We start from the raw sequence: 19,269 nt of genomic DNA, 5'->3' as shown, positions 1-19,269 counted from the left end.
GCGCGCAAGACAAGCAGCCGTGAACGTCGCGTTATGTAACATGGCCGCCAGTGAAGGCGCACGCGCGCAGCGAAGCGGAGCGGGTGCGCCTGAACTTCCAGTCCAATACGGCATGGGCGGCAGCCGATGCCGACCGTCGCGAGGCAGGAGCCGAGCGGGCTGGGAAGAACAGCGGCCTTCAACGAAGGCGGGCACGGACGCCCAGAGGCAGCCGGCGCGGCGCTTGCCGCGACGGAGCGCGAAGCGGCCACAGCCGCGCAGCGCGCAGGCGCATGCAGGCGTCCGTGACGGCGGTGGGAGCACGACACGCTCCGCGTGCGCGTCCGGCTGCAGCGACCTCGCCGCGGTCGGCTTGAACGCGCAGCGTCAAGCCGCCGCATCGCCGGTGCTCGTGCGCACCATCTTCGCCGGATGCGTGCGCTCGTACACTTCGCGCAGTTTCGCCAAGGCGACGTGCGTGTAGATCGTCGTCGTCTCGATGCTCGCGTGGCCGAGCATCGCCTGGATGTAGCGCAGGTCCGCGCCGTTCTCCAGCATCAGCGTCGCCATCGTGTGCCGGAACAGGTGACACGCGCCGGGTTTTTCGATACCGACCGCATCGAAGTAGTGGCGCACGCGATCGGTCAACCAACCGGTGCGTAACTTCTGACCGTCGTCGCTCAGGAACAACGTGCGCTCGTCCATGCGCGTGACGAGACCCGGCCGCACGTCCTGCACGTAGCGCCCGATCCAGCGACAGGCGCGCTCACCGATCGGCAGCAAGCGATCCTTCTTGCCTTTGCCTTCGCGCACCATCAGCGTGCCGTGCTGCGTGTCCACGTCGTAAACGGTCAAGCCGATCAACTCCAGGCGCCGGATGCCGGTCGCGTACAAGGTTTCCAGTACCGCGCGATCGCGCAGGCCCGCCTCCCCATGCACCTGCGTCTGCGCCAGCACGCGCTCGACTTCCTCTCGCGTCAGGATCGCTTTCGGCAGGCGCCGGTGCGTGCGCGGCAATTCCAGCTCACTGGCCGGATTCGCCGCGATCCAGTTCTCTCGTACCAGCCAGCGGAAGAACAACTTCACCTGGCTGAGCCGATTGCGCTGCGCCTCCAGACCCAACGGCCGGCCGTCCTCGCGTTGCCAATAGTACAAGTGTCGCCGATACCGCTCGATCGCCTCGCGGCCGACTTGGTTGGGCGCCTCGATGCCACGCTCCGCGCACCACACCAGGAACAAGCGCAACAAGGATTCCCGGCCCGTCGCCGTGCGCTCCGTGTCGCCGCGCAGGCGACACGCCTCGACGTAACGCGTAAGCGCCAGCTCGTTCGGTGTCATGGCGAACTCTCCGCCGCCACGGCGCTGCCGTTACGGTACGACCGCTTTGCGCGGCGCGGTTCCAGAAGTGGCGTTTCCAGATCAAGAGCAGCAACTAAGGAAGAAGCCGCGTCCGTGCTCGAGATAGGGGGGATTTTGTCGCCCTGCGAGGCCCCTGCGAGCAGGGTACGAGCGGCCTGCGAGCGCCGTGCGAGGTCGGCCATTTCGCCCTGCGAGGTCGAGGCCGAACCCTGCGAGGTCGGCGTCGTACTGCCTGTTTCAACCGGCTCGGCACGAACGGTGCCGAGCGCCGTCACGTCGAACAAGCCCATCACTTGCGGCGCATCCGCACCGGCATCGCCGTCGAACAGCAGCTCGTAGCAGAACCGCTGCCCGTTGCGGCCGGCGTGCGGCAACAGATAGTCCAGCGCCACCAGGCGATCGACGTGCGCGCGCACGCCGGCTTCGCTCAGACCGCAGCATTCGCGCACCTCACGCCGCGTGATGCGCACGTCCGCACGCGCGAGCGCGTGATCACGCATGCGCTCGCGCACGAGGCCGTCGAGCATGCCAAGCACTCTGCGGGTCTGCGGCGGCAGTTCATCGAGCGAACGCCCGAGCACTTCATGTGCCAGACGATTCGCCAACGCGATGTCCGCCGGCGTCACCTCGACGTACTCGACCGTCTTGCCGCCGTGCTCGACGCGCCGCACCTCGCGTTGATGCTGGTGCAGCAGCGCAATGCTGTCGATCAGGGCCAGGTATTTCGCATGATCGCGCCGCAGGCGCACGCGATCGTGCGCGAACGTCAGTTGCTCGGCACAGGGATTGACCACGTGCAGCGGGCGAAGCAGGCTTTGTGCCGCGCGATGCGCGGCCACGACGTGATCGCTGCGGACTTTCGACAACAGGCCGTCCAGCGTGCGCGCCTGCCGCTGCCGCGACTGGATCGCTGCCGTCTGCTCGCGACTCTCGTTGATCGTCAGCACGAGACAGCGATTCAAGAGTTCTTCGTCGATGTCGATGGCCGTCGTCGTCAGGAACAGCATCACCGGCCCCTCGACGCGGTATTCCTGCGTCACCAGTTGCCCCGTCGTCGGGTCTTTGCCGGTACTGGCGATCGTCAGTTCGCCTTGCGACTGCAACAGCTTCAACGCATACGCCGCCTGGCGCACGCCTTCTTCCTCGGCAATGGCGAGGATCTTGTGCTTCATCGCCTGCTCGCCAAGGTAGAACAACGATTGTCCGGTCATCGCCGAGTAGTGCACGCGCTCCGATTCCGGCATCAGCGACAACAACGCATCCATCAACGTCGATTTGCCGGCCGCACTCGTGGACTGGATCAGGATCGCCAGCGGCTTTTCGAGCTTGCGCGACACGCACGCCAGATACCCGACCAGCGCATTGCTGTCCTCGCCAACCACGCCAATCGCCGCCACGTCCGCCACGATGCGCTTGACCAGGTTCGGATCGCGCAGCAAGTCCAGTGCGGCGGCGTGGTCGATGTCCGACAAGGCTGGCGCAGTGTCGGCCTTCGGTGCCGTCGCCTTTTTTATCGCTTCGTCCTGCAACGTCTCCAACTTGAGCAAGACTTGTCCAAGATCGCGCTGGATCACCGATTCTTCGACGCCCAGTTCGACACTCGCTTGCTTGACGAACACCGCGCGGGCTTTCGCCTGATACAAGTCGAACGTGTCCACGTGCATGCCGTGTTCACTCGATGCCAGCACGTTCACGCGCAGCACGTCGAAGGCGAGATTCTTCTGCAACCCGCGTACGCGGTAGTGCCGCTCGCCGAACGGGAACACCACGTCGTGCTCGCGCACCTCCGCCGCGATCGGCAGTGCCGGTGCCGGCTGCGGCGAGCACGGTTCCGGCGGCGGCAACGTCTCGGACTCGGGCAACGGAGCAAGCGCAGCGACTAAGGGAAGAACGTCGACCGCAGGCATCAATGACGATACCGCTTCGCTGGGTTCTATTCCTCCTGCTGACGCTTCTGGCCTCGTCGCCGGCACGACGCCGTGGCCGATAAACTCGGCCTGGCGCAAGACGAGCCCGAGCGAACGCGCTGCCGGCGTCACCTTCAACGCGTATTCGTTCGCATCTATCCCCTTCGGGAACAACACGCGATATGGCGTGATGCCATGCTGTTCCAACATCGGCGCCAGCTTCGCCGCCGCCGCATCGCCCGCCGCGTCACGGTCGTAGGCGATCAACACGCGCTCCACGCCCTGCGCCACGAACGCGGACAACATTTCCTCGGTGAACCCGCCCACGCCGAAGGCCGCAGTCACGTGCCGATACCCCGCACACCAGAACGTCAGCGCGTCGATCAGCGCCTCGCACAAGATCACTTCCTTCGATCCATGCCAGCCGGCCAGGTTGAACACCCCGCGATGCGGCCCCGGCAGATACAAGTGCAACGCCGTGCCCGCACGCAGCCGATCGCCCACCTTGCGCCCGTACACTTCCGCCACCGCGCCGGCGGCATCGAACACCGGGATCACCAAGGAACCCGCGAAGTGCTCGTGTCCCGACGCCCGCAACAGGCCCAACCGCTGCAACGCCCCACGCATCGCCGCACCTTGAACCCGATTTTTCTCCGGCATCTGATAGCCGAGCGTGCGATTGCCGTAGCCCAGGCGGAAGTGATCGACCAGCTCGGGGTGTATCAACCCACGCGAGGCCAGATAGTCTTGCGCCTCGGCCGAACCCTTCAACGTCGCGTGGTAGTAATCGATCACCTGGCCGAGCAACGCCGCATCGTCCGCGCTCGGCACGAACGTCGCCGTCACCGTGCGCACGGCCTGCGTCACCGGCGCCGACAGCGCCGAACTCTCGCCGCGCAACAACTCCACCGCATGTCGGAACGACACCTTGCGCGTCGCCATCACCCAGTCGATCACCGTTCCGCCACGCTGGCACCCGAAGCAGTGCCACACGTTCTTTGCCGGCGTCACGATCAGCGATGGCGTGTCGTCGGCCTCGTGCAGCGGACAGCGCGTCGCCAGGTCTTTGCCTTGCTTCGCCAGCACGTACCCGGCCGACTCGATCAGCCGCACCAGCGACACCTCGGCCTTGATGCGCTCGACGTCTTGCTCGGGAATGCGCGCCATCGGGATTGCTCCGAAAATCTGTCAAGGGGGCCAAGAACACAACAACCTCAATGGCAGTTTACGCCATATTGGCGTACAGTCAACGCCACTCCGCAAAACGAGGACTATCGTATGGGCACATTCCGGTTGCTCCCCATCGAACCCATGACGCACGACGAGACGCTTTTCTTCCGGCAACTCGGCAGCCGTATCGCCCAAGCGCGTAAAGCGCAAAACCTGACGCAGCAGCAGTTGGCCGATTTGCTTGATCTGACTCAGCAGATGGTCGCATCCTACGAAGTCGGACGTCGCCGCGTGCCCGTATCTCTGTTGCCGCTGATCGCACGGGCACTGGCGATTTCGGTTGAAGAACTGATCGGCGAAGAAGCCAAGCCCGCCAAACGCGGGCCGGCGCCTAAACTGCAACAGCAACTCGAACGCATCACGCGCCTGCCGAAGGCGCAGCAGCGTTTCGTCATGCAAATGATCGATACCGTGCTCGCGCAATCCGCTGCCTGAACCGCCTGACAAGGAATACCGATGACTTTGTTGCAAGTCCAATTGCCCGACCGCCTCGCCCGCGAAGCGCAGGCCGCCGGATTGTTGACGTCACGGGCGCTGCGCTCGCTGCTCAAGGACGCCATGCAGCGCCAGGCCGCGCAGATCTTGCTCGCCGGCGCCGCACGCGCCACGCAAGCCGGCAGCCGGCCGATGTCGGCCAAACAGATTCAGAAGGAAGTCGACGCCGTGCGCCGCACCCGCAACGGCCGCACCGCGTGACGCGGCGACCGCGCTGGGTCGTCGATACCAATACGCTCGTCTCCGCGTTTCTTTGGCAAGGCTTGCCCGGCAACGTCATCGCGCTCGCCGGCGAGAAGATCGTTCGACTCGTCACCAGTCGCATCCTGCTCGACGAACTCGAGCAGGTGCTCCACCGCGCCAAGTTCGCCAAGTCCATCGCCAAGACCGGCCTCTCCGCCGAGGAGCTGATGGCCAGCTACAAGCAACTTGTCACCATCGTCGCCGCGCCGCCGCTCACGCGGCCGGTCTCGCGCGATCCCAAGGACGATGCCGTGCTCGCCACCGCGCTCGCCGGCAGAGTCGATGCGATCATCTCCGGCGACAAGGACTTGCTCGTCCTCGAACGCTTCCAGACGATCTCCATCCTCACCGTCCGCGACGCCCTGGCCAAGCTCGGTACGATCGCCTGACCGGCGCAATGGATGCCGCAATTCATACAATGCGGCATTCGGCCATGCTGCCATACAAGGCCAGACCACAGGCTCTCTTTCGCCCGGATTAGTGACCTCGTTCCGGACCGACTATGGATAGCCCACCAGTTCCGGCAAGCCCGCCTTGCGCCGCTGCTCGATGATGTAGTCGATGTATTTTTGCGGGTGCTCATGGCTGTAACCGTCTCCCGGACTTCGTACCGCCCGGACTCTACTGAGCCAATACTGATCCCACGTGCCGCCACCGTTGGGCTTGCCGAGAAGAACATCGTTCTGAGCCGATCCATTTCGATAACTGACCTCTCGAAGAACCTCTTTGTCGACAGATCGTCTCCACTCTTCCCACATCCGAGGCGTATCTTGCAGCACTCGAGTCCCGTCTTTGCGTTGCTGAACATCAATATCGGATTTGTAAAAATTCGGATTAGCAAACTCGCAGCCCGCCAGCACCACGGCGAACACCACGCCCGCCCAGATCACCTTAGTCATAAGCTCGCCCTTTACCAGTAGTGCGACCAAGATGGCGAGCGCCGCGGCGAGAAAGTATTTCGTCATCGGCGCGCCATCACCCGCGCTCAATGCGCGCCGTTGAAATTGCTGTTGGCCTTGTGTACACAAGCGCCACAGAAGAGATCGCCGAAGCCCGAAGCCCACTTGAGAGGATTCCCGCTCGGCGAGTAAATGTTCGCTATGTCGAACCAAGGCGTGTTGAACCCCGCACCTGGGATTACGCTTTCGACGGTGTAGTAGCTGTACGCCGAACTCCGCAAATCAAAGGTGTTACCGGCAGCAGAGACGCCGTAATACTCCACCGCGTTGACCGCCGTCAGCACGCCTTGACTGTGTGCGATGATGTTGAGCGGATGGCCTGCGCTGTTCACGCCTTCGGCAAACCCTTGGGCAAGTGGATCGCCAGCCCAGCCGAAGAACTTCTGAGCGAACGATTCCAGCAAATCGCCGACGATCCCGTGTGAGGGGTTGTAATAGAACGGATCGCCCGAGAGATCAGCAATCTTCTGATAGTCGCTCTCTGGGCCGGCCATAATCCCGTTTGTCTGCACCTCCGAATAGTCCGCCATGTTTGTGGACTTTCCGGTGGGATACAACCACTTTCCTTTTTCTCCCTGTGCTGCATCGGCAAACATCTGCGCGAACGCCGATGTGATCGCCGCATTACTGAACTTGCCACCCGAAAGTTCCGACGCCGTGCCGCCGATGATTGCCGCGATAACCGCCCGACCCACGCCATTGCCGGCGTTGTTGATCAGCGGCCCCGCTGCTGCGGTTACACCTGCGCTGACAAATCCATTGCCGAACTTGCCGCCCTCCAAGCTCGACACCACGCCGCCCGTCATTGCCCTTGCTCCGACCGCTTCGCCCCATGCAAGAGAACCGGTTTGCGCGTTCGCCAATCCTGCGGCTCTTATCCATGTTCCTACTCCATAGAACGCGGCGGCCGAAAATGCTCCGTACAACCCGCCTTGCAGCGTTCCAGTAGCAACCACCCCGGCCGCAAATCCTCCCGCGGCTGCGATTGCCATTCCACTCCAAAAACTGGTCGCAGCTAAGGCAAGTCCGCCCGTCCAGACAGTGATCGCAACTGCCGCAATCGTGCGGACCCAACTCCAGAACGAGTACCCCGTTGGATCAGTGAGGCTGAGCGGATTGTTGGCAACGTAGCTGTATCGGTTCAGCCCTTGGCTTCCGGGATTCTGTACCGGATCGGCTTGGAGCATGCGCCCGAGTTGTGGATCGTAGATTCTTCCATTGAAGTGGACGATCCCCATCGCCTCCACGCCTTCCTGCCCGGTGAACCCGTGCGTCGTCGTGGTGATCGGCCAGTCGATGCCCGTCTGCGTCCACGTGTCCGGGCTTCGCCGGTTGCCCCACGCATCGAACGCTTGCTGTTCGACCTTCGTGCCGTCCGCGTGCGCGATCACGTTCGTGCTGCCCAGGTGATCGGTCAGCACGTAGCGCGTGTCGTTCGCCATCACCAGGTCGATCGCCACGCCCAGATAGCGTTTCTGTTCGCTCGTCGTGCCGTTGGCGATGGTGATTTCGACCTTGCCGATGTACAGCGTCAGGATGCCGTTGTCGCTGCGCAGATACCGATCGCCCTCCGGGCCGTACTGGAACGTCGTCGTGTCCCCGCCCAGCACGGCCTTCACCGCCTGGTTCAGCGCGTTGTACGTCAGCGTTCTTCCGTCGCTTCGCGTGGTCTGGTTGCCGTCGGTGTCGTACTGGTAGGTCTGGTTGACGGTGCCCGTGATCTGGGTGACCCGGGCGGCGCTGCCGCTGCTGCCGTGGTTGGCGCAGCCCGCGGGGCCCGGATAGGTGTAGGTCTGCGTGGTGTTGTCCACCCCCGTGCCGGTCATGACCTGCGTGCACAGGTTGCCCAGGGCGTCGTAGGTCATCGCCTGGGTGCCGATCACGTTGATGATGTTGCCGCTGTCGATCGCGCCGCTCCAGGCGCCCAGTTGCGCTTGTTTGAGGCGATTGAGGCCGTCGTAGGTGAGCTGTTCCACCGGGCTCTTGCCGGAACTGGCGTTCTTCAACCGCGCGGTGACGTTGCCCACCGCATCGTAGGCGTACTGGTCGTCCTGCAGGGCACAGGTGCCCGTGCCGTTCGTGCACACGGATTTCAGGCGGCCGTCCTTGGCGTAATAGCCCAGGCTCGTTTGCAGGTGGGTGCTGCCGCCGCGCTTTTCGCTGACGGGCTGGCCGCGTTCGTTGGTCTGCAGGAGTTCGTACAGCCGTCCGCCGATTCCCGCATCGATCGTCTGGCTTTGCGCGGCCGTGGTCAGACGCGTGTCGTTCTGCCGGTCGGCAAAGCCTTTCGTGGTGTAGTGCGTGGTCGTGATCTGGCCGGTCGCGTCCTGCTGCTGCTTCGGCCGGCCGTAGCCGTCCAGCGCCGTCGTCTCCGTGTACGTGCCCGAACCCGACAGCACGTGCTGGCGCTGGTACAGGCGGCCGTAGCCGTCGTAGGTGAACGTGCGGGTGAGGTTCTGGTCGCCCGTGCCGACGTGGGTTTCCGTGGCGAGCTGGCCGTAGCCGTGGCTTTGGGTGTCGTAGCTCCAGGAATCGGTGATCGTGCCGCTCCAATCGGCCCCCGTGCCGGTCGCCACGCGCTGCCACTTCCTTCCCAGCGCGTCGGACAGAAAGTGCCTCTGACACCGTTTTCAAGGCGTCACGATCAGGCTCGGCGTATCGTCGCCTTCGTGCAGCGGGCAGCGTGTCGCCAAGTCCTTGCCTTGCTTCGAGAGAACGTACCCTGCGCCTTCGATCAGCCGCACCAGCGACACCTCGGCCTTGATGCGCTCGACGTCTTGCTCGGGGATGCGGGCCATGCGCGTGCTCCTGGGTAAAACCTGTCAAGAGGGATGGAGTAGATTTAACTCCGTCATGGATTAATCTATCATGGAGTTAACCGAACTGCACACCCCGCGGAGACCCCCTATGCTGAACGCCTCTTTCGATACCCCGGATGGCATCGTGGTCATCACCGACAAGAAGTTCTACGCCGCCCTCGGCCAGCGCATCGCCGAACGCCGCAAGAGCCTCGGCTTGACGCAGCAGCAACTCGCGGACGAACTCGGCATCGCGCAGCAGACCCTCGCGCATTACGAGGTCGGCCGGCTGCGCGTCGCCGCCGCGTTGCTGCCGGCGTTCTCCAAGGCGCTCGGGTTGTCGCTCGACGAACTGTTCGGCGAGGCGGCCAAGGCCGGGAAGCGCGGCCCGGCGCCCAAGTTGCAAGCGCAGATCGAGCGCATCGGCGGGCTGCCGCGCTCCAAGCAACGCATGCTGCTCGACATGCTCGACGCCGCCATCAACAGCGCCAACGCGCAGGCCGCGTAGGGAGGATTTCGACCATGACCACCGTGCAGATCACCTTGCCCGACGCGCTCGCCCGGGAAGCCGCGCAAGCCGGCTTGCTCGCGCCCGACAAGATCGAGGCGCTGCTGCGCCAGCGCCTGCGCGCCGAGCGCATCGAGCGCATGCAGGCGGTGCGTGCCAAGCTCGCCGCCGATCCGCTGCCGCCGATGACGCCCGAGGAGATTCAAGCCGAGATCGCCGCGTACCGCGCCGAGCAGCGCCGTGCGCCTGGTTCTTGATACCAACACCGCGCTGTCCGCGCTGCTCTGGGGCGGAACGCCTGGCAAGTTGATCGACGCCGCCGAGCAGGATCGCGTCGAACTGGCGAGCAGCACGGCGTTGCTCGCCGAGTTGCAAGGCGTGCTCACGCGGTCGAAGTTCGCCCGTCAGTTCGCCCGGCGCGGGCTCTCCGCCGCCGAGGTGTTCGACGGCTACGCCGCCCTCGTCGTCAATGTCTCGCCGCTCACCGTGCCGCGCGTCGTCGAACGCGATCCGGACGATGATCACGTCATCGCCTGCGCCGTCGCCGCTCGCGCCGATGCCATCGTCTCCGGCGACCGCCATCTGCTCGACCTCGGCGAGCATCAAGGCATTGCCATCCTCTCCGCTGCCGACGCGCTCACGCGCATCGCCTAGCCGGACGAAGACGGCAGGATGTATCCCGTCCTACGCGGGCTGTTGCCGACCATGGTCGGCTGACTAATTACAAGTATACTTTTTCAGATACTCGACGATCTGCGGGAACGCTTCACGATCCTTCTGCGTCGTGCCAGAGTTCGCGCGACCAACCATGCCACTCATTGCGGTATGGCCCGAACGATCTTTCACGCATGGGTTTGCGCCAGCGCGAAGAAGTGCTAGCGCGACTTCGAACTGGGAAGAGTCAAGAGCATGCTGAAGCGGCGTATGGCCGAAGGCCATGACTGTAATGTCGTCTAGTTCTACCTGGTTCAGGTTGGCATGGTGCTGCGCCAACAGTTCAATGTTATTTATTCGCCTGAAGCTAACGGCCGAGAAGATTGGCGTTCTCTCAACGTCATCCGTAACCAAATTTGCATCCCCGCCATGGTCGAGTAATGCCTGCAAGTATTGCGAATCTTCGATGGCTGCCGCCAAATTCATCGGACTCAATTTTGAATTCCTGATATCGCAGCACGTCACTAGATTGGGATCGGCCCCGTGGTCGAGCAACCAGCGAAAGCCCGCCATATTTCGTTGACCAAGTGCCCACAGCAACGGCGTCATGGCACGTTGGCCGACACCATTGACTGGCACACCTTGCGCGACGAGTCGCTGCATTTGCTTCGTGTCGCCGTGCCCCGCTGCGTCAGCAAGCTTACCGATCTCAATGGCTCCAAGATAAAACACATCCTCGACTTTGACCGTGACTGCCGCGCGGATGATTTGCGCGGCCATGAAGTCGTATCCACTGGAAGATTCGTTGCGCACGTCGTTCGGTACACTGCAAGCAGATTGGGTCATCACGAGCGTTGAGGCCACGAATATCGCCCGCAGATAGTGAAGAGCTGTATACATGGCATTGCTCCTCAGTACCAAAAATTCTTGATCGAATGCCGTTCAAGCTGCTGAGGCGGCATAGCAATCTGCGTACCAACCGCGCCAGGCACCGGAAAGAAGTGCTGAAAGGTACTCAGCGGATCACCGTTGATATGGAAGTTCGTGACCGCGCCGGGCCCGTTCTCTGGGCCGAGCCACATTGACGCTTGATATCGGGTGCTCAGTCCCGCCGCATTGAAGGTCACCGCAGCACCGCCGGTGTAATACGCCGCCGCCGCGGCCTCGCCACCCCCCAAAGAGTGACCAGTGAAAAGTACATTTCCGCCCTGCTGGCTATAAATATTCTTTGCCAAATCTAGGGCGTGATCGTACTGCGCTGAATCGAGCCCCATGGATTGCTGCGCATCGTTCTCCCAATCCTTGAGAACCATCGGCCGGGTTCCACGGAATGCGACTACTGTTGCTTCATCACCATAACCGGGAAAAACAGTAGCTCCAAACCCGCTGTTCGCGTCATAGATGTCATACGACAACAACCCAGCCAACTGCCAAGGTCGATCGCCGTACGCTGCTGTCGACATATACGCCAGCTTCTGCTGCTGCGCGTTCATGTGGCCATAGCCCTGCATCGCGGCATCCAATCCATCGGAAACCGCCTTCTGGAACACGGCGCTCTCGGCACCGTTTGCGAACTTCCCACCGGAAACGACCGATGCTGTCCCTCCGACGAGCGCGGTAGCGAGATACTGTGTTCCGCTGTTATGAAGTTGACTGATACTTGGCGCGAATGCTGCGGATACTCCCGCGCTGAAGAATCCGTTGCCGAATTTTCCACCTTCGAGACTCGACACAACGCCGCCTTCTGTTGATCGCGCGAGTACTCCTTGCCACGATAATCCAGTGCCGAATTTTTGAACTATTCCGTATCCCACTGCCGCACTAAATGCGCCGATCAATCCTCCCTGTAGTGTTCCGGTTTGAACAACTCCCGCCGCGAACCCTGCGATGGCATAGGCGGCATATCCGGCATAGGCACCGAACGCAGACAAGTACGGTGCCAGATAGGGAGCGAAGTAAATGATCGCTGCGCTGACGACGGTTTTCAGGATATCGCTGAACCACGAGTAGCCACTTGGGTCAGTGAGGCTCAGTGGATTGTTGGCAACATAGGCATACCGGTTGAGTCCCTGGCTTCCTGGGTTCTGCACCGGATCGGCCTGCAACATCTTGCCGAGTTGCGGATCGTAGATGCGCCCGTTGAAGTGGACGATCCCCATCGCCTCCACGCCTTCCTGCCCGGTGAACCCGTGCGTCGTCGTGGTGATCGGCCAGTCGATGCCCGTCTGCGTCCACGTGTCCGGGCTTCGCCGGTTGCCCCACGCATCGAACGCTTGCTGTTCGACCTTCGTGCCGTCCGCGTGCGCGATCACGTTCGTGCTGCCCAGGTGGTCGGTCAGCACGTAGCGCGTGTCGTTCGCCATCACCAGGTCGATCGCCACGCCCAGATACCGCTTCTGTTCGCTCGTCGTGCCGTTGGCGATCGTGATCTCGACCTTGCCGATGTACAGCGTCAGGATGCCGTTGTCGCTGCGCAGATACCGCTCGCCCTCCGGGCCGTACTGGAACGTCGTCGTGTCCCCGCCCAACTGGGCCTTCACCGCCTGGTTCAGCGCGTTGTACGTCAGCGTGCGGCCGTCGCTTCGCGTGGTCTGGTTGCCGTTGCTGTCGTACTGGTAGGTCTGGTTGACGGTGCCCGTGATCTGGGTGACCCGGGCGGCGCTGCCGCTTGTGCCGTGGTTGGCGCACCCCGCCGGGCCCGGATAGGTGTAGGTCTGCGTGGTGTTGTCCACCCCCGTGCCGGTCATGACCTGCGTGCACAGGTTGCCCAGGGCGTCGTAGGTCATCGCCTGCGTGCCGATCACGTTGATCACGCTGCCGCTGTCGATCGCGCCGCTCCACGCGCCGAGTTGCGCTTGTTTGAGGCGATTGAGGCCGTCGTAGGTGAGTTGTTCCACCGGGCTCTTGCCGGAACTGGCGTTCTTCAACCGCGCGGTGACGTTGCCCACCGCATCGTAGGCGTACTGGTCGTCCTGCAGGGCGGTCGTGCCGCTGCCGTTGGTGTAGACGCCCTTGAGCCTTCCGTCCTTGGCGTAGTAGCTCAGGCTCGTTTGCAGGTGGGTGCTGCCGCCGCGCTTTTCGCTGACGGGCTGGCCGCGTTCGTTGGTCTGCAGGAGCTCGTACAGCCGCCCGCCGAGTCCCGCATCGATCGTCTGGCTTTGCGCGGCCGTCGTCAGGCGCGTGTCGTTCTGCCGGTCGGCGAAGCCTTTCGTCGTGTAGTGCGTGGTCGTGATCTGGCCCGTCGCGTCCTGCTGCTGCTTCGGCCGGCCGTAGCCGTCCAGCGCCGTCGTCTCCGTGTACGTGCCCGAACCCGACAGCACGTGCTGGCGTTGGTACAGGCGGCCGTAGCCGTCGTAGGTGAACGTGCGGGTCAGGTTCTGGTCGCCCGTGCCGACGTGGGTTTCCGTGGCGAGCTGACCGTAGCCGTGGCTTTGGGTGTCGTAGCTCCAGGCGTCGGTGATCGTGCCGCTCCAATCGGCCCCCGTGCCGGTCGCCACGCGCTGCCACTTCCTTCCCAGCGCGTCGTAGCTCCGCGCGATCGTCTGGCCCTTCGCGTCGGTTTGGGTGAGCACGTCGCCCGCCGCGTTGTAGGTGAACGTCGTCGTGCCGCTGTCCGCATCCGTCTGGGTCAGCTTGCGGCCCAGGTCGTCCCAGGTGAAGCTGCTCGTGACGGTGCCGTTGCCCGCGTTGCGCGTGATCGCGAGCACGTCGCCCATCGCATCGTAGCTCTGCGTCACCGTCAGGTTGGTGGCCGTATCGCCGTTGACCGTGCCCGGATCGAGCGTCTGCACCGCCTCGCCCATCGGGTTGACGATCGTCTCCCAGCTGTAGCCCCGGGCGTTGGTGACGAACGTGCTCAGGCCGACGTAGTGGTTCGTCGTGGTGCCGTCCGGCGTCGTCACGGTGAGCGCGCGGCCGAGCACGTCGTAGGCCGTGGTCGTCGCGTAGCTCGCGCCGCCGCAGGCCGCGCCGCTGATCGTGGGGCTGCCGTCGCCCGATACGGTGGCGTTGAGGAAGAACGGCTCGGACTGGTACGTCGGCCGGTTGTGCGCGTCGGTGAACGCGCACGTGGCCGTGAACTGCTGGGTGGTCGGATTGCTGTCGAACGCCTGCGCGACGGTCATCACCGGGCGGCCGAGCACGTCGAAGTACGTCCAGCTGCTCGCACTGCCCGCAGTGATCGTCTGCGCGCGGAATTTGAAGCGGGGGTCGGTGCCGCAATTGGCGCCGCTGCCGCACAGGCGGAACGTCGTCGTGCTCGCGTGGCCGATATTGTCCTTGCTGAAGTACGGCCGGCCCAGCACCCCGAACCGTGCCGTCTGGGTGGTGCCGTTGATCGCACTCTGACCGGTGGCGTTGCCGAACTCGTCGCGCGCCGTGACCTGCGTGGCCTGCTGCTCGTTCCAGCCGCCGGCCGCCGTGGCGAAGGGCAGGCGGCTGGCGGTGACGTAGCGGCCGAGGCTGTCGTAGCTCGTGCGGGCGTAGCGCAGCACGGTGGTGCCGCTTTGCCGTTGTGCGACGCTGCCGTTCGTCGCGCCGGCGCGGCATTGCGTGTCGGTCACGTTGCTGCTGCATTGGTACGCCGCCGTGCGGTTGCCGTAGGCATCCCGATCGTAGAGCGTGCGCAGGTCCTGGTTGACGCTCGCGCCGGACTGGATGCGCTCGGAGACGAGCAGGCCCGAGGCCGCCTCGTAGGCGAAGTTCGTCGTGCGCGTGCGCGTGGTCTGGCCAGGCCGGGCGAACTGCACCTGGCTGCTGGCGAGGCGGCCCAGATACCAGGAACTGACGTTGTCGGCGTAGGTGTTGGTGGTGACTTTTTCGGCGACGGTCGTGCCGCTGCTGTCGCTGTTGACCGTGCGGCTGGCCTGCAGGTTGCCTCGACTCGGCGCCGCGTAGGTGCCGGTGTCGTAGCAGAAATAATTGTCGGTCGTGGCCACCTGCACCGGACTCGACCGCGTGCCGCTGCCCAGGTCGTATTGCGTGTCGGTGGTGTGGTACGCCAAAACGAACAATGGCCCGGCATTGGCCGGCGGCGTAAACAGATTCGAATCCAGACCGCTGGTTCGCGCCTGCGCGCCTCCGCCCAGCGTGCACTGGTCGGCACCGTAGGCGGCGCATCCCGCGCCCGCGCACGCCGGCTGCTGGCCGCTGAAGCCGATCTGGATGCCGGCGAGGGACGACGTCGTCGAGACGATGTCCGGCCACGGCGTCTGGAACGTCGGCGCGGCGCTGCTGCCGACGATGCCGGAGAAACAGTTGTAGCCGGAGGCTTCCGGGTTGGCGGCGCAGGCGTCCATCAGGGCGCTGCCGCGCGTGATCGCCGTGCCGCCGTGGACTTCCTTGAGCGTCGCGATCGGCATGCCGATGAACGGGTAGTGCTGCGCGTAGCGGTTCAGCGTGACGACGTACTGGTTGCCCGTGGCGGCGAGGTCGTTGCCGTCGAAGGCCCAGGTTTCGTAGAAGCCGAGGAAGCCGCGGCCCCCGGCCTGCATCATGGCGCCGGAATAGCGGTAATACACCGTGCTCTGCGCGGCCGCGTTGGCCTGGGTCGGCGCACTGCTCGAGGCCTGGCTGACCACGTACATCGGCGCGAGCACGTCGAACACGGGCGAAAGCCAGCCGAAGTCCGTGCCGGTGCGCAGGATCGGATACGTGTCCGGGCGGCGCTGGTAGACGCCGATGTTCGTCAGCGGCTGATAGGCCACCTGGGTGGCGGCGCCGAGACCGTTGGTGAACCCGGTAATCACATCGCGCGCCTGGTAGCGCGTATTCGTTCGGGAAGCGTAGAGACGATTGCCGGAGGTGGCGTTCGCATCCATCGCCACCAGGTCCGGTATGCCGTCGCCGTCCATATCTCCCACCAAGGGCTGGTAGGTGGTGCCATTCAACGTACTGAAACCGGAGGCAGTCCAGGATGCCGGAGTGGAGAATCCCCACGTTCCATCGCTGTTGGGCACCAGTTCGACGTACTTGAAGCCGGTAAAACTGGTCGATGAGGAAGTCGCCGAGCCGACGGGATAAACGATCGCGTTCTTGCCGTCGTTGTTCACGTCGGCAAACTGCACCAGCGTTTGAGTCAGCGCCGGTATCGTCACCGAGTTGGCCAAGGTGACGGATACCGCGGCCTGATAGGCGGTTGCCGGCGTGCCGGTACCTTTGTTGATCAGGACATAGAACGAGGTCGGGGCGGTCGAACTCTGATACATGATGTCCGCCAATCCGTCGCCATTGAGGTCGACCAGATAGACGTTCTGCGTCAGGATCGGCAACGTACCGCCGACATTGGTACTCGCCCCGTTCCAGTACTCGGTGAACGCGAGGGTTCCCCCGTTGGCCGTCACCCCGGACGTCGGAGTCAGCTGCGACATCGTGAGCTGATACCAATAGGTCTTGCGCGTCGTTCCCGCGGCAGCCAAATCCGCAGAGAGATTGCCCTTGTACAGGCCGCTGTCGTAGTGGAGCTGTCGCTTGCCCGTAGGCTCCACGGGAGCAACCAGGGAGTTTCGGTACACGCCGGTGACGACGACGGTGAGGTCCGCGCGGCCGTCCCCGTTCAGATCGGTGGTCAGGGCCGCCTTTGAGTTCGCGCCGGTATTGGTGAAAAGTGCATAGCGACAATCGTCGGACCCATAGCAAGCCGAATCGAACGAGCTGCCCAGATTCACCGTGTAAGGAGCCGAGAATACCAGCGTGCCATTGCTCTGCCGGACAAGGATGCGCGCCAGGGCATCGACACTGCCGGTGGGATCCGGATAGATAAAATCGGGCAGACCATCGCCATTCAAATCGGCCAAAACGCCCGCTGCGGGGTTGCAAACGTCCAGGTAACAGTTGGGGCCGGTAATCGGCGTCGCCAAACCCGCCAGCAAGTTATTGGCATTGTCAAAGACCTTGCCTCCTGCCGCGGGTCTACCCAAACTGGGGTAGATGCTCCAGGGATTGCCGTTGCCTGAGGTGGGTGTCGCCCCACCCACCATCAAATCCGCACGACCATCGCCGTTGTAGTCGATCAGGTTCCAGGATTCACCGTTGTCCTGCAGATTGAGCGGAGCGCACAACGGTTGCTGGTTGTACGTGACAAAAGTCAGTTGAGTGCCGCTCACATCCGCAAAGCCAACATACAGGCTGCTGCCCGAGCTGCAGGCACTGCTATTGACTGCCCAGACGATATCCTGCCGGCCATCGCCATCCACATCGGCGATCTTGAAGCCCACGATGGGACTGGATCCGAACGGTCCGCTCTGCGCGGTGTTATTGCCCAGCGTACTCGTCGTTTGCGACCAGGTGAACGTCGTCGCAGGGAAACATACGGTCTGGCTGCTGTTCCGGCACTCCTGCACTTTTTGCAGCGACCGGAACGGTGAGCCGGAGGGTGAATTCGCCGTGCTGTAGGTCAGGCCGTAATAGCGCAACGTGCCATTCGCGCTGTCGCTCACGGTGACGCTCGTCAATTGCTGGGTTTGCGCGAACACCACGGCCGACTGATACCCCAAACGCAATTGAGCCTGCGGCAAGGTGGTATAGGCGAACGAAATGCTGGCATACGGCGTCGAAACGGGGCTGGTCGCGTGACCGGTGTAGTTCACCTGCGCCAATGTCGTTTCCACCGCGGTCGATGCAAAGGTGTACGACGGTGTTCCGGTGCTCGCAGGGCGGGTGTTGTAGAGGTAGTCGATGTAGTTGCCTTTGGAATCCTGGACGCGCGCCAGATTCCAGTTGACCGCCACGGTCTGGCTGTTCAGCGAGGCGGTGGCCAGCGCGTTGGGCGAGGAAGCCAGATAGCCGTACGTGCTGGTCGTGCCGTCCTTGCGCTGCACGGTGAACGAGTTCGGTCCCACGTAGCTCGCGGACACGTGCGCGGTCACTTGGGTGGTGGGATCGGTTTCCGGCGAATAGGTCGTGCCGTCCGCGCCGTAGGCACCGGAATTTCCCGAGAGCAGCAACAAGCGCACACCGTCCAGACAGAAGCGATCGGTCGTCGTGAAATTGACCGGCGGCGGGTTGCCGTCAGGCGTCGAAGTCGCGGCAAAATCGCCGCTCTCGCGCGTCTGCCGGCAGCGCGAAATCTGCGAAGAGCCTTCGATCGTCCAGCCCGGCCCCATCACGCCGTCGGGCAGGCGGCTGTTGTAGCTCAGCGCCAGCTTGGGCACGACGCCGGCGGTGCCGGGCGGCACCTGGATCGGAATCGAATAGGTGGCGTTGCCGCCCTCGTCCACGCGGAACTGGGCGGCGGTCGCGCCGACAGCGTCGGAGACAGCATCGGTCGCCGGCGTCGCGGCGACCACGGGCGTGTCGGAGGTCGGCGTTCCGGGAATCGCCGAAACCGCCGCACCCGTGGTGCTGACTTTGTAGGCACTGCATCCGGCCGCATTGCACGCGGCCACTTCGTAGTAGTAAGTGCCGGCGGCGTATACCAGTTCGGACGCTTGTCCCGAGGTGGCCGGCGTGTAGTTGCCGTTGACCAGGGTCCACGGACCGGACGAGCTGGTCGCCCGCTGGATTTTCAGGTAGGTCGCCGGCGGTCCGCCGGTATTCAGCGTCCAACTGGCGATCAGGGTGTTGCCGCTGGCCGCCACCGTGACGCTGGTCGGCGGGGAGGGCGGCCCATAGTCCGCTCCGGGAAACCACCCCGCCACATCGGCGATCACATCGGTGTTGCCGACGCTGCCGTTGCGGATCGATACCTGCCCGTTCGTGCCGACTTGAGCGATGACGAGAACGGAAAGAACGCTCCCCGCCGGGAAATTGAGGTTCGACGCGCCGGGCGGCGCGTTTCCGGAGGTCGTGCCCGTACCCCAGGCAGTGAGATAACCCGCCGCCGACGGCGTGACCACGGTGAGGTTCAGCGCGACGGCACCCACGCCGCTGGCCGGCACACCGCCGCGACCCCATACGGTGAGGTTGCGGGTGACGCCGGTGCCGAACGCGCCCTGGCCCGCGAACTGGCCGTCGATGGTGCTGTGGCCCGACCGCGTATCCATCAGGCGTGCCGGAACCAGCGGCGCGAGCGTGACCGTCGAGGTGAAGTACCCGACGACGTCCGCGATCACGTCGTGGACCCCGGCCCATTGAACAGGGAGACTTTGCCGTCCGGTCCCGGAGCGACAATCACCAGGTTGGCCAGCGTCTGGCCCGCA

General features: G+C 63.8%; 13 protein-coding genes. 6 read left to right on the top strand and 7 right to left on the bottom strand.

Going from position 1 to position 19,269, the window contains the following annotated elements; genetic code table 11:
* Positions 1 to 366: 366 nt before the first annotated feature.
* Both xerC and QM741_RS18285 read right to left on the bottom strand, forming a co-directional pair.
* The gene (gene xerC / locus QM741_RS18290; RefSeq protein ID WP_415209179.1) at positions 367 to 1,317 is read right to left on the bottom strand and encodes a site-specific tyrosine recombinase XerC; all 951 of its coding nucleotides are present in this window, start codon (positions 1,315 to 1,317) and stop codon (positions 367 to 369) included.
* Positions 1,314 to 4,412 carry a CHC2 zinc finger domain-containing protein gene (locus QM741_RS18285; protein WP_415209178.1) on the bottom strand — a complete coding sequence of 1,033 codons (3,099 nt, stop codon included), beginning with the start codon at positions 4,410 to 4,412 and terminating at the stop codon, positions 1,314 to 1,316. The genes xerC and QM741_RS18285 overlap by 4 nt, the downstream gene beginning before the upstream one ends.
* Positions 4,413 to 4,556: 144 nt before the next feature.
* On the opposite strand from QM741_RS18285, the gene QM741_RS18280 reads away from it, so the two are divergent.
* From QM741_RS18280 to QM741_RS18270, 3 genes are read left to right on the top strand one after another with little or no spacing between them, the layout of a single operon-like run.
* Positions 4,557 to 4,910 carry a helix-turn-helix domain-containing protein gene (locus QM741_RS18280; RefSeq protein ID WP_415209177.1) on the top strand — a complete coding sequence of 118 codons (354 nt, stop codon included), beginning with the start codon at positions 4,557 to 4,559 and terminating at the stop codon, positions 4,908 to 4,910.
* Positions 4,911 to 4,931: 21 nt separating this feature from the next.
* Complete coding sequence (locus QM741_RS18275; protein WP_415209176.1) at positions 4,932 to 5,171, top strand: hypothetical protein; 240 nt, start codon at positions 4,932 to 4,934, stop codon at positions 5,169 to 5,171.
* Entirely contained in the window at positions 5,168 to 5,602 is a 435-nt protein-coding gene (locus tag QM741_RS18270) for a putative toxin-antitoxin system toxin component, PIN family (protein WP_415209175.1), read from the top strand. The genes QM741_RS18275 and QM741_RS18270 overlap by 4 nt, the downstream gene beginning before the upstream one ends.
* A 111-nt stretch (positions 5,603 to 5,713) precedes the next feature.
* Here the strand turns inward: QM741_RS18270 and QM741_RS18265 are convergent, their stop codons facing one another.
* Genes QM741_RS18265 through QM741_RS18255 form a run of 3 tightly spaced genes read right to left on the bottom strand, consistent with a single transcriptional unit; the run spans position 5,714 to position 8,970 of the window.
* Positions 5,714 to 6,202 (bottom strand): hypothetical protein, encoded by a 489-nt coding sequence (locus QM741_RS18265; protein WP_415209174.1) that lies wholly within the window; start codon positions 6,200 to 6,202, stop codon positions 5,714 to 5,716.
* On the bottom strand, positions 6,199 to 8,748 hold the full coding sequence (locus QM741_RS18260; RefSeq protein ID WP_415209173.1) for an RHS repeat domain-containing protein: 2,550 nt from the start codon (positions 8,746 to 8,748) through the stop codon (positions 6,199 to 6,201). The genes QM741_RS18265 and QM741_RS18260 overlap by 4 nt, the downstream gene beginning before the upstream one ends.
* Positions 8,749 to 8,802: 54 nt before the next feature.
* Positions 8,803 to 8,970 (bottom strand): CHC2 zinc finger domain-containing protein, encoded by a 168-nt coding sequence (locus QM741_RS18255; RefSeq protein WP_415209172.1) that lies wholly within the window; start codon positions 8,968 to 8,970, stop codon positions 8,803 to 8,805.
* 109 nt (positions 8,971 to 9,079) lie between these two features.
* Between QM741_RS18255 and QM741_RS18250 the strand changes: the two genes are divergently transcribed.
* The 3 genes from QM741_RS18250 to QM741_RS18240 are packed head-to-tail and all read left to right on the top strand — an operon-like array spanning position 9,080 to position 10,132.
* Complete coding sequence (locus QM741_RS18250; RefSeq protein WP_415209171.1) at positions 9,080 to 9,478, top strand: helix-turn-helix domain-containing protein; 399 nt, start codon at positions 9,080 to 9,082, stop codon at positions 9,476 to 9,478.
* 14 nt (positions 9,479 to 9,492) lie between these two features.
* Complete coding sequence (locus QM741_RS18245; RefSeq protein WP_415209170.1) at positions 9,493 to 9,735, top strand: hypothetical protein; 243 nt, start codon at positions 9,493 to 9,495, stop codon at positions 9,733 to 9,735.
* Complete coding sequence (locus QM741_RS18240) at positions 9,719 to 10,132, top strand: putative toxin-antitoxin system toxin component, PIN family (protein WP_415209169.1); 414 nt, start codon at positions 9,719 to 9,721, stop codon at positions 10,130 to 10,132. The genes QM741_RS18245 and QM741_RS18240 overlap by 17 nt, the downstream gene beginning before the upstream one ends.
* Positions 10,133 to 10,195: 63 nt before the next feature.
* On the opposite strand, the gene QM741_RS18235 is transcribed toward QM741_RS18240, so the two are convergent.
* Positions 10,196 to 11,032, bottom strand: coding sequence for an ankyrin repeat domain-containing protein (locus tag QM741_RS18235; RefSeq protein ID WP_415209168.1), 837 nt, complete (start codon positions 11,030 to 11,032; stop codon positions 10,196 to 10,198).
* An 11-nt stretch (positions 11,033 to 11,043) separates the two neighbouring features.
* Entirely contained in the window at positions 11,044 to 19,182 is an 8,139-nt protein-coding gene (locus tag QM741_RS18230) for an RHS repeat-associated core domain-containing protein (protein ID WP_415209167.1), read from the bottom strand.
* Positions 19,183 to 19,269: the final 87 nt, after the last annotated feature.

Source organism: Rudaea sp. (assembly GCF_047601565.1).
GTDB lineage: Bacteria > Pseudomonadota > Gammaproteobacteria > Xanthomonadales > Rhodanobacteraceae > Rudaea.
This window is presented reverse-complemented; position numbering and strand designations above follow the sequence as displayed.

Excerpts from the sequence above, each read along its gene's own strand:
- xerC (WP_415209179.1), bottom strand. The coding sequence starts at position 1,317 with ATGACACCGAACGAGCTGGCGCTTACGCGTTACGTCGAGGCGTGTCGC.
- QM741_RS18285 (WP_415209178.1), bottom strand. The coding sequence starts at position 4,412 with ATGGCGCGCATTCCCGAGCAAGACGTCGAGCGCATCAAGGCCGAGGTG.
- QM741_RS18280 (WP_415209177.1), top strand. The coding sequence starts at position 4,557 with ATGACGCACGACGAGACGCTTTTCTTCCGGCAACTCGGCAGCCGTATC.
- QM741_RS18275 (WP_415209176.1), top strand. The coding sequence starts at position 4,932 with ATGACTTTGTTGCAAGTCCAATTGCCCGACCGCCTCGCCCGCGAAGCG.
- QM741_RS18255 (WP_415209172.1), bottom strand. The coding sequence starts at position 8,970 with ATGGCCCGCATCCCCGAGCAAGACGTCGAGCGCATCAAGGCCGAGGTG.
- QM741_RS18250 (WP_415209171.1), top strand. The coding sequence starts at position 9,080 with ATGCTGAACGCCTCTTTCGATACCCCGGATGGCATCGTGGTCATCACC.
- QM741_RS18245 (WP_415209170.1), top strand. The coding sequence starts at position 9,493 with ATGACCACCGTGCAGATCACCTTGCCCGACGCGCTCGCCCGGGAAGCC.
- QM741_RS18235 (WP_415209168.1), bottom strand. The coding sequence starts at position 11,032 with ATGTATACAGCTCTTCACTATCTGCGGGCGATATTCGTGGCCTCAACG.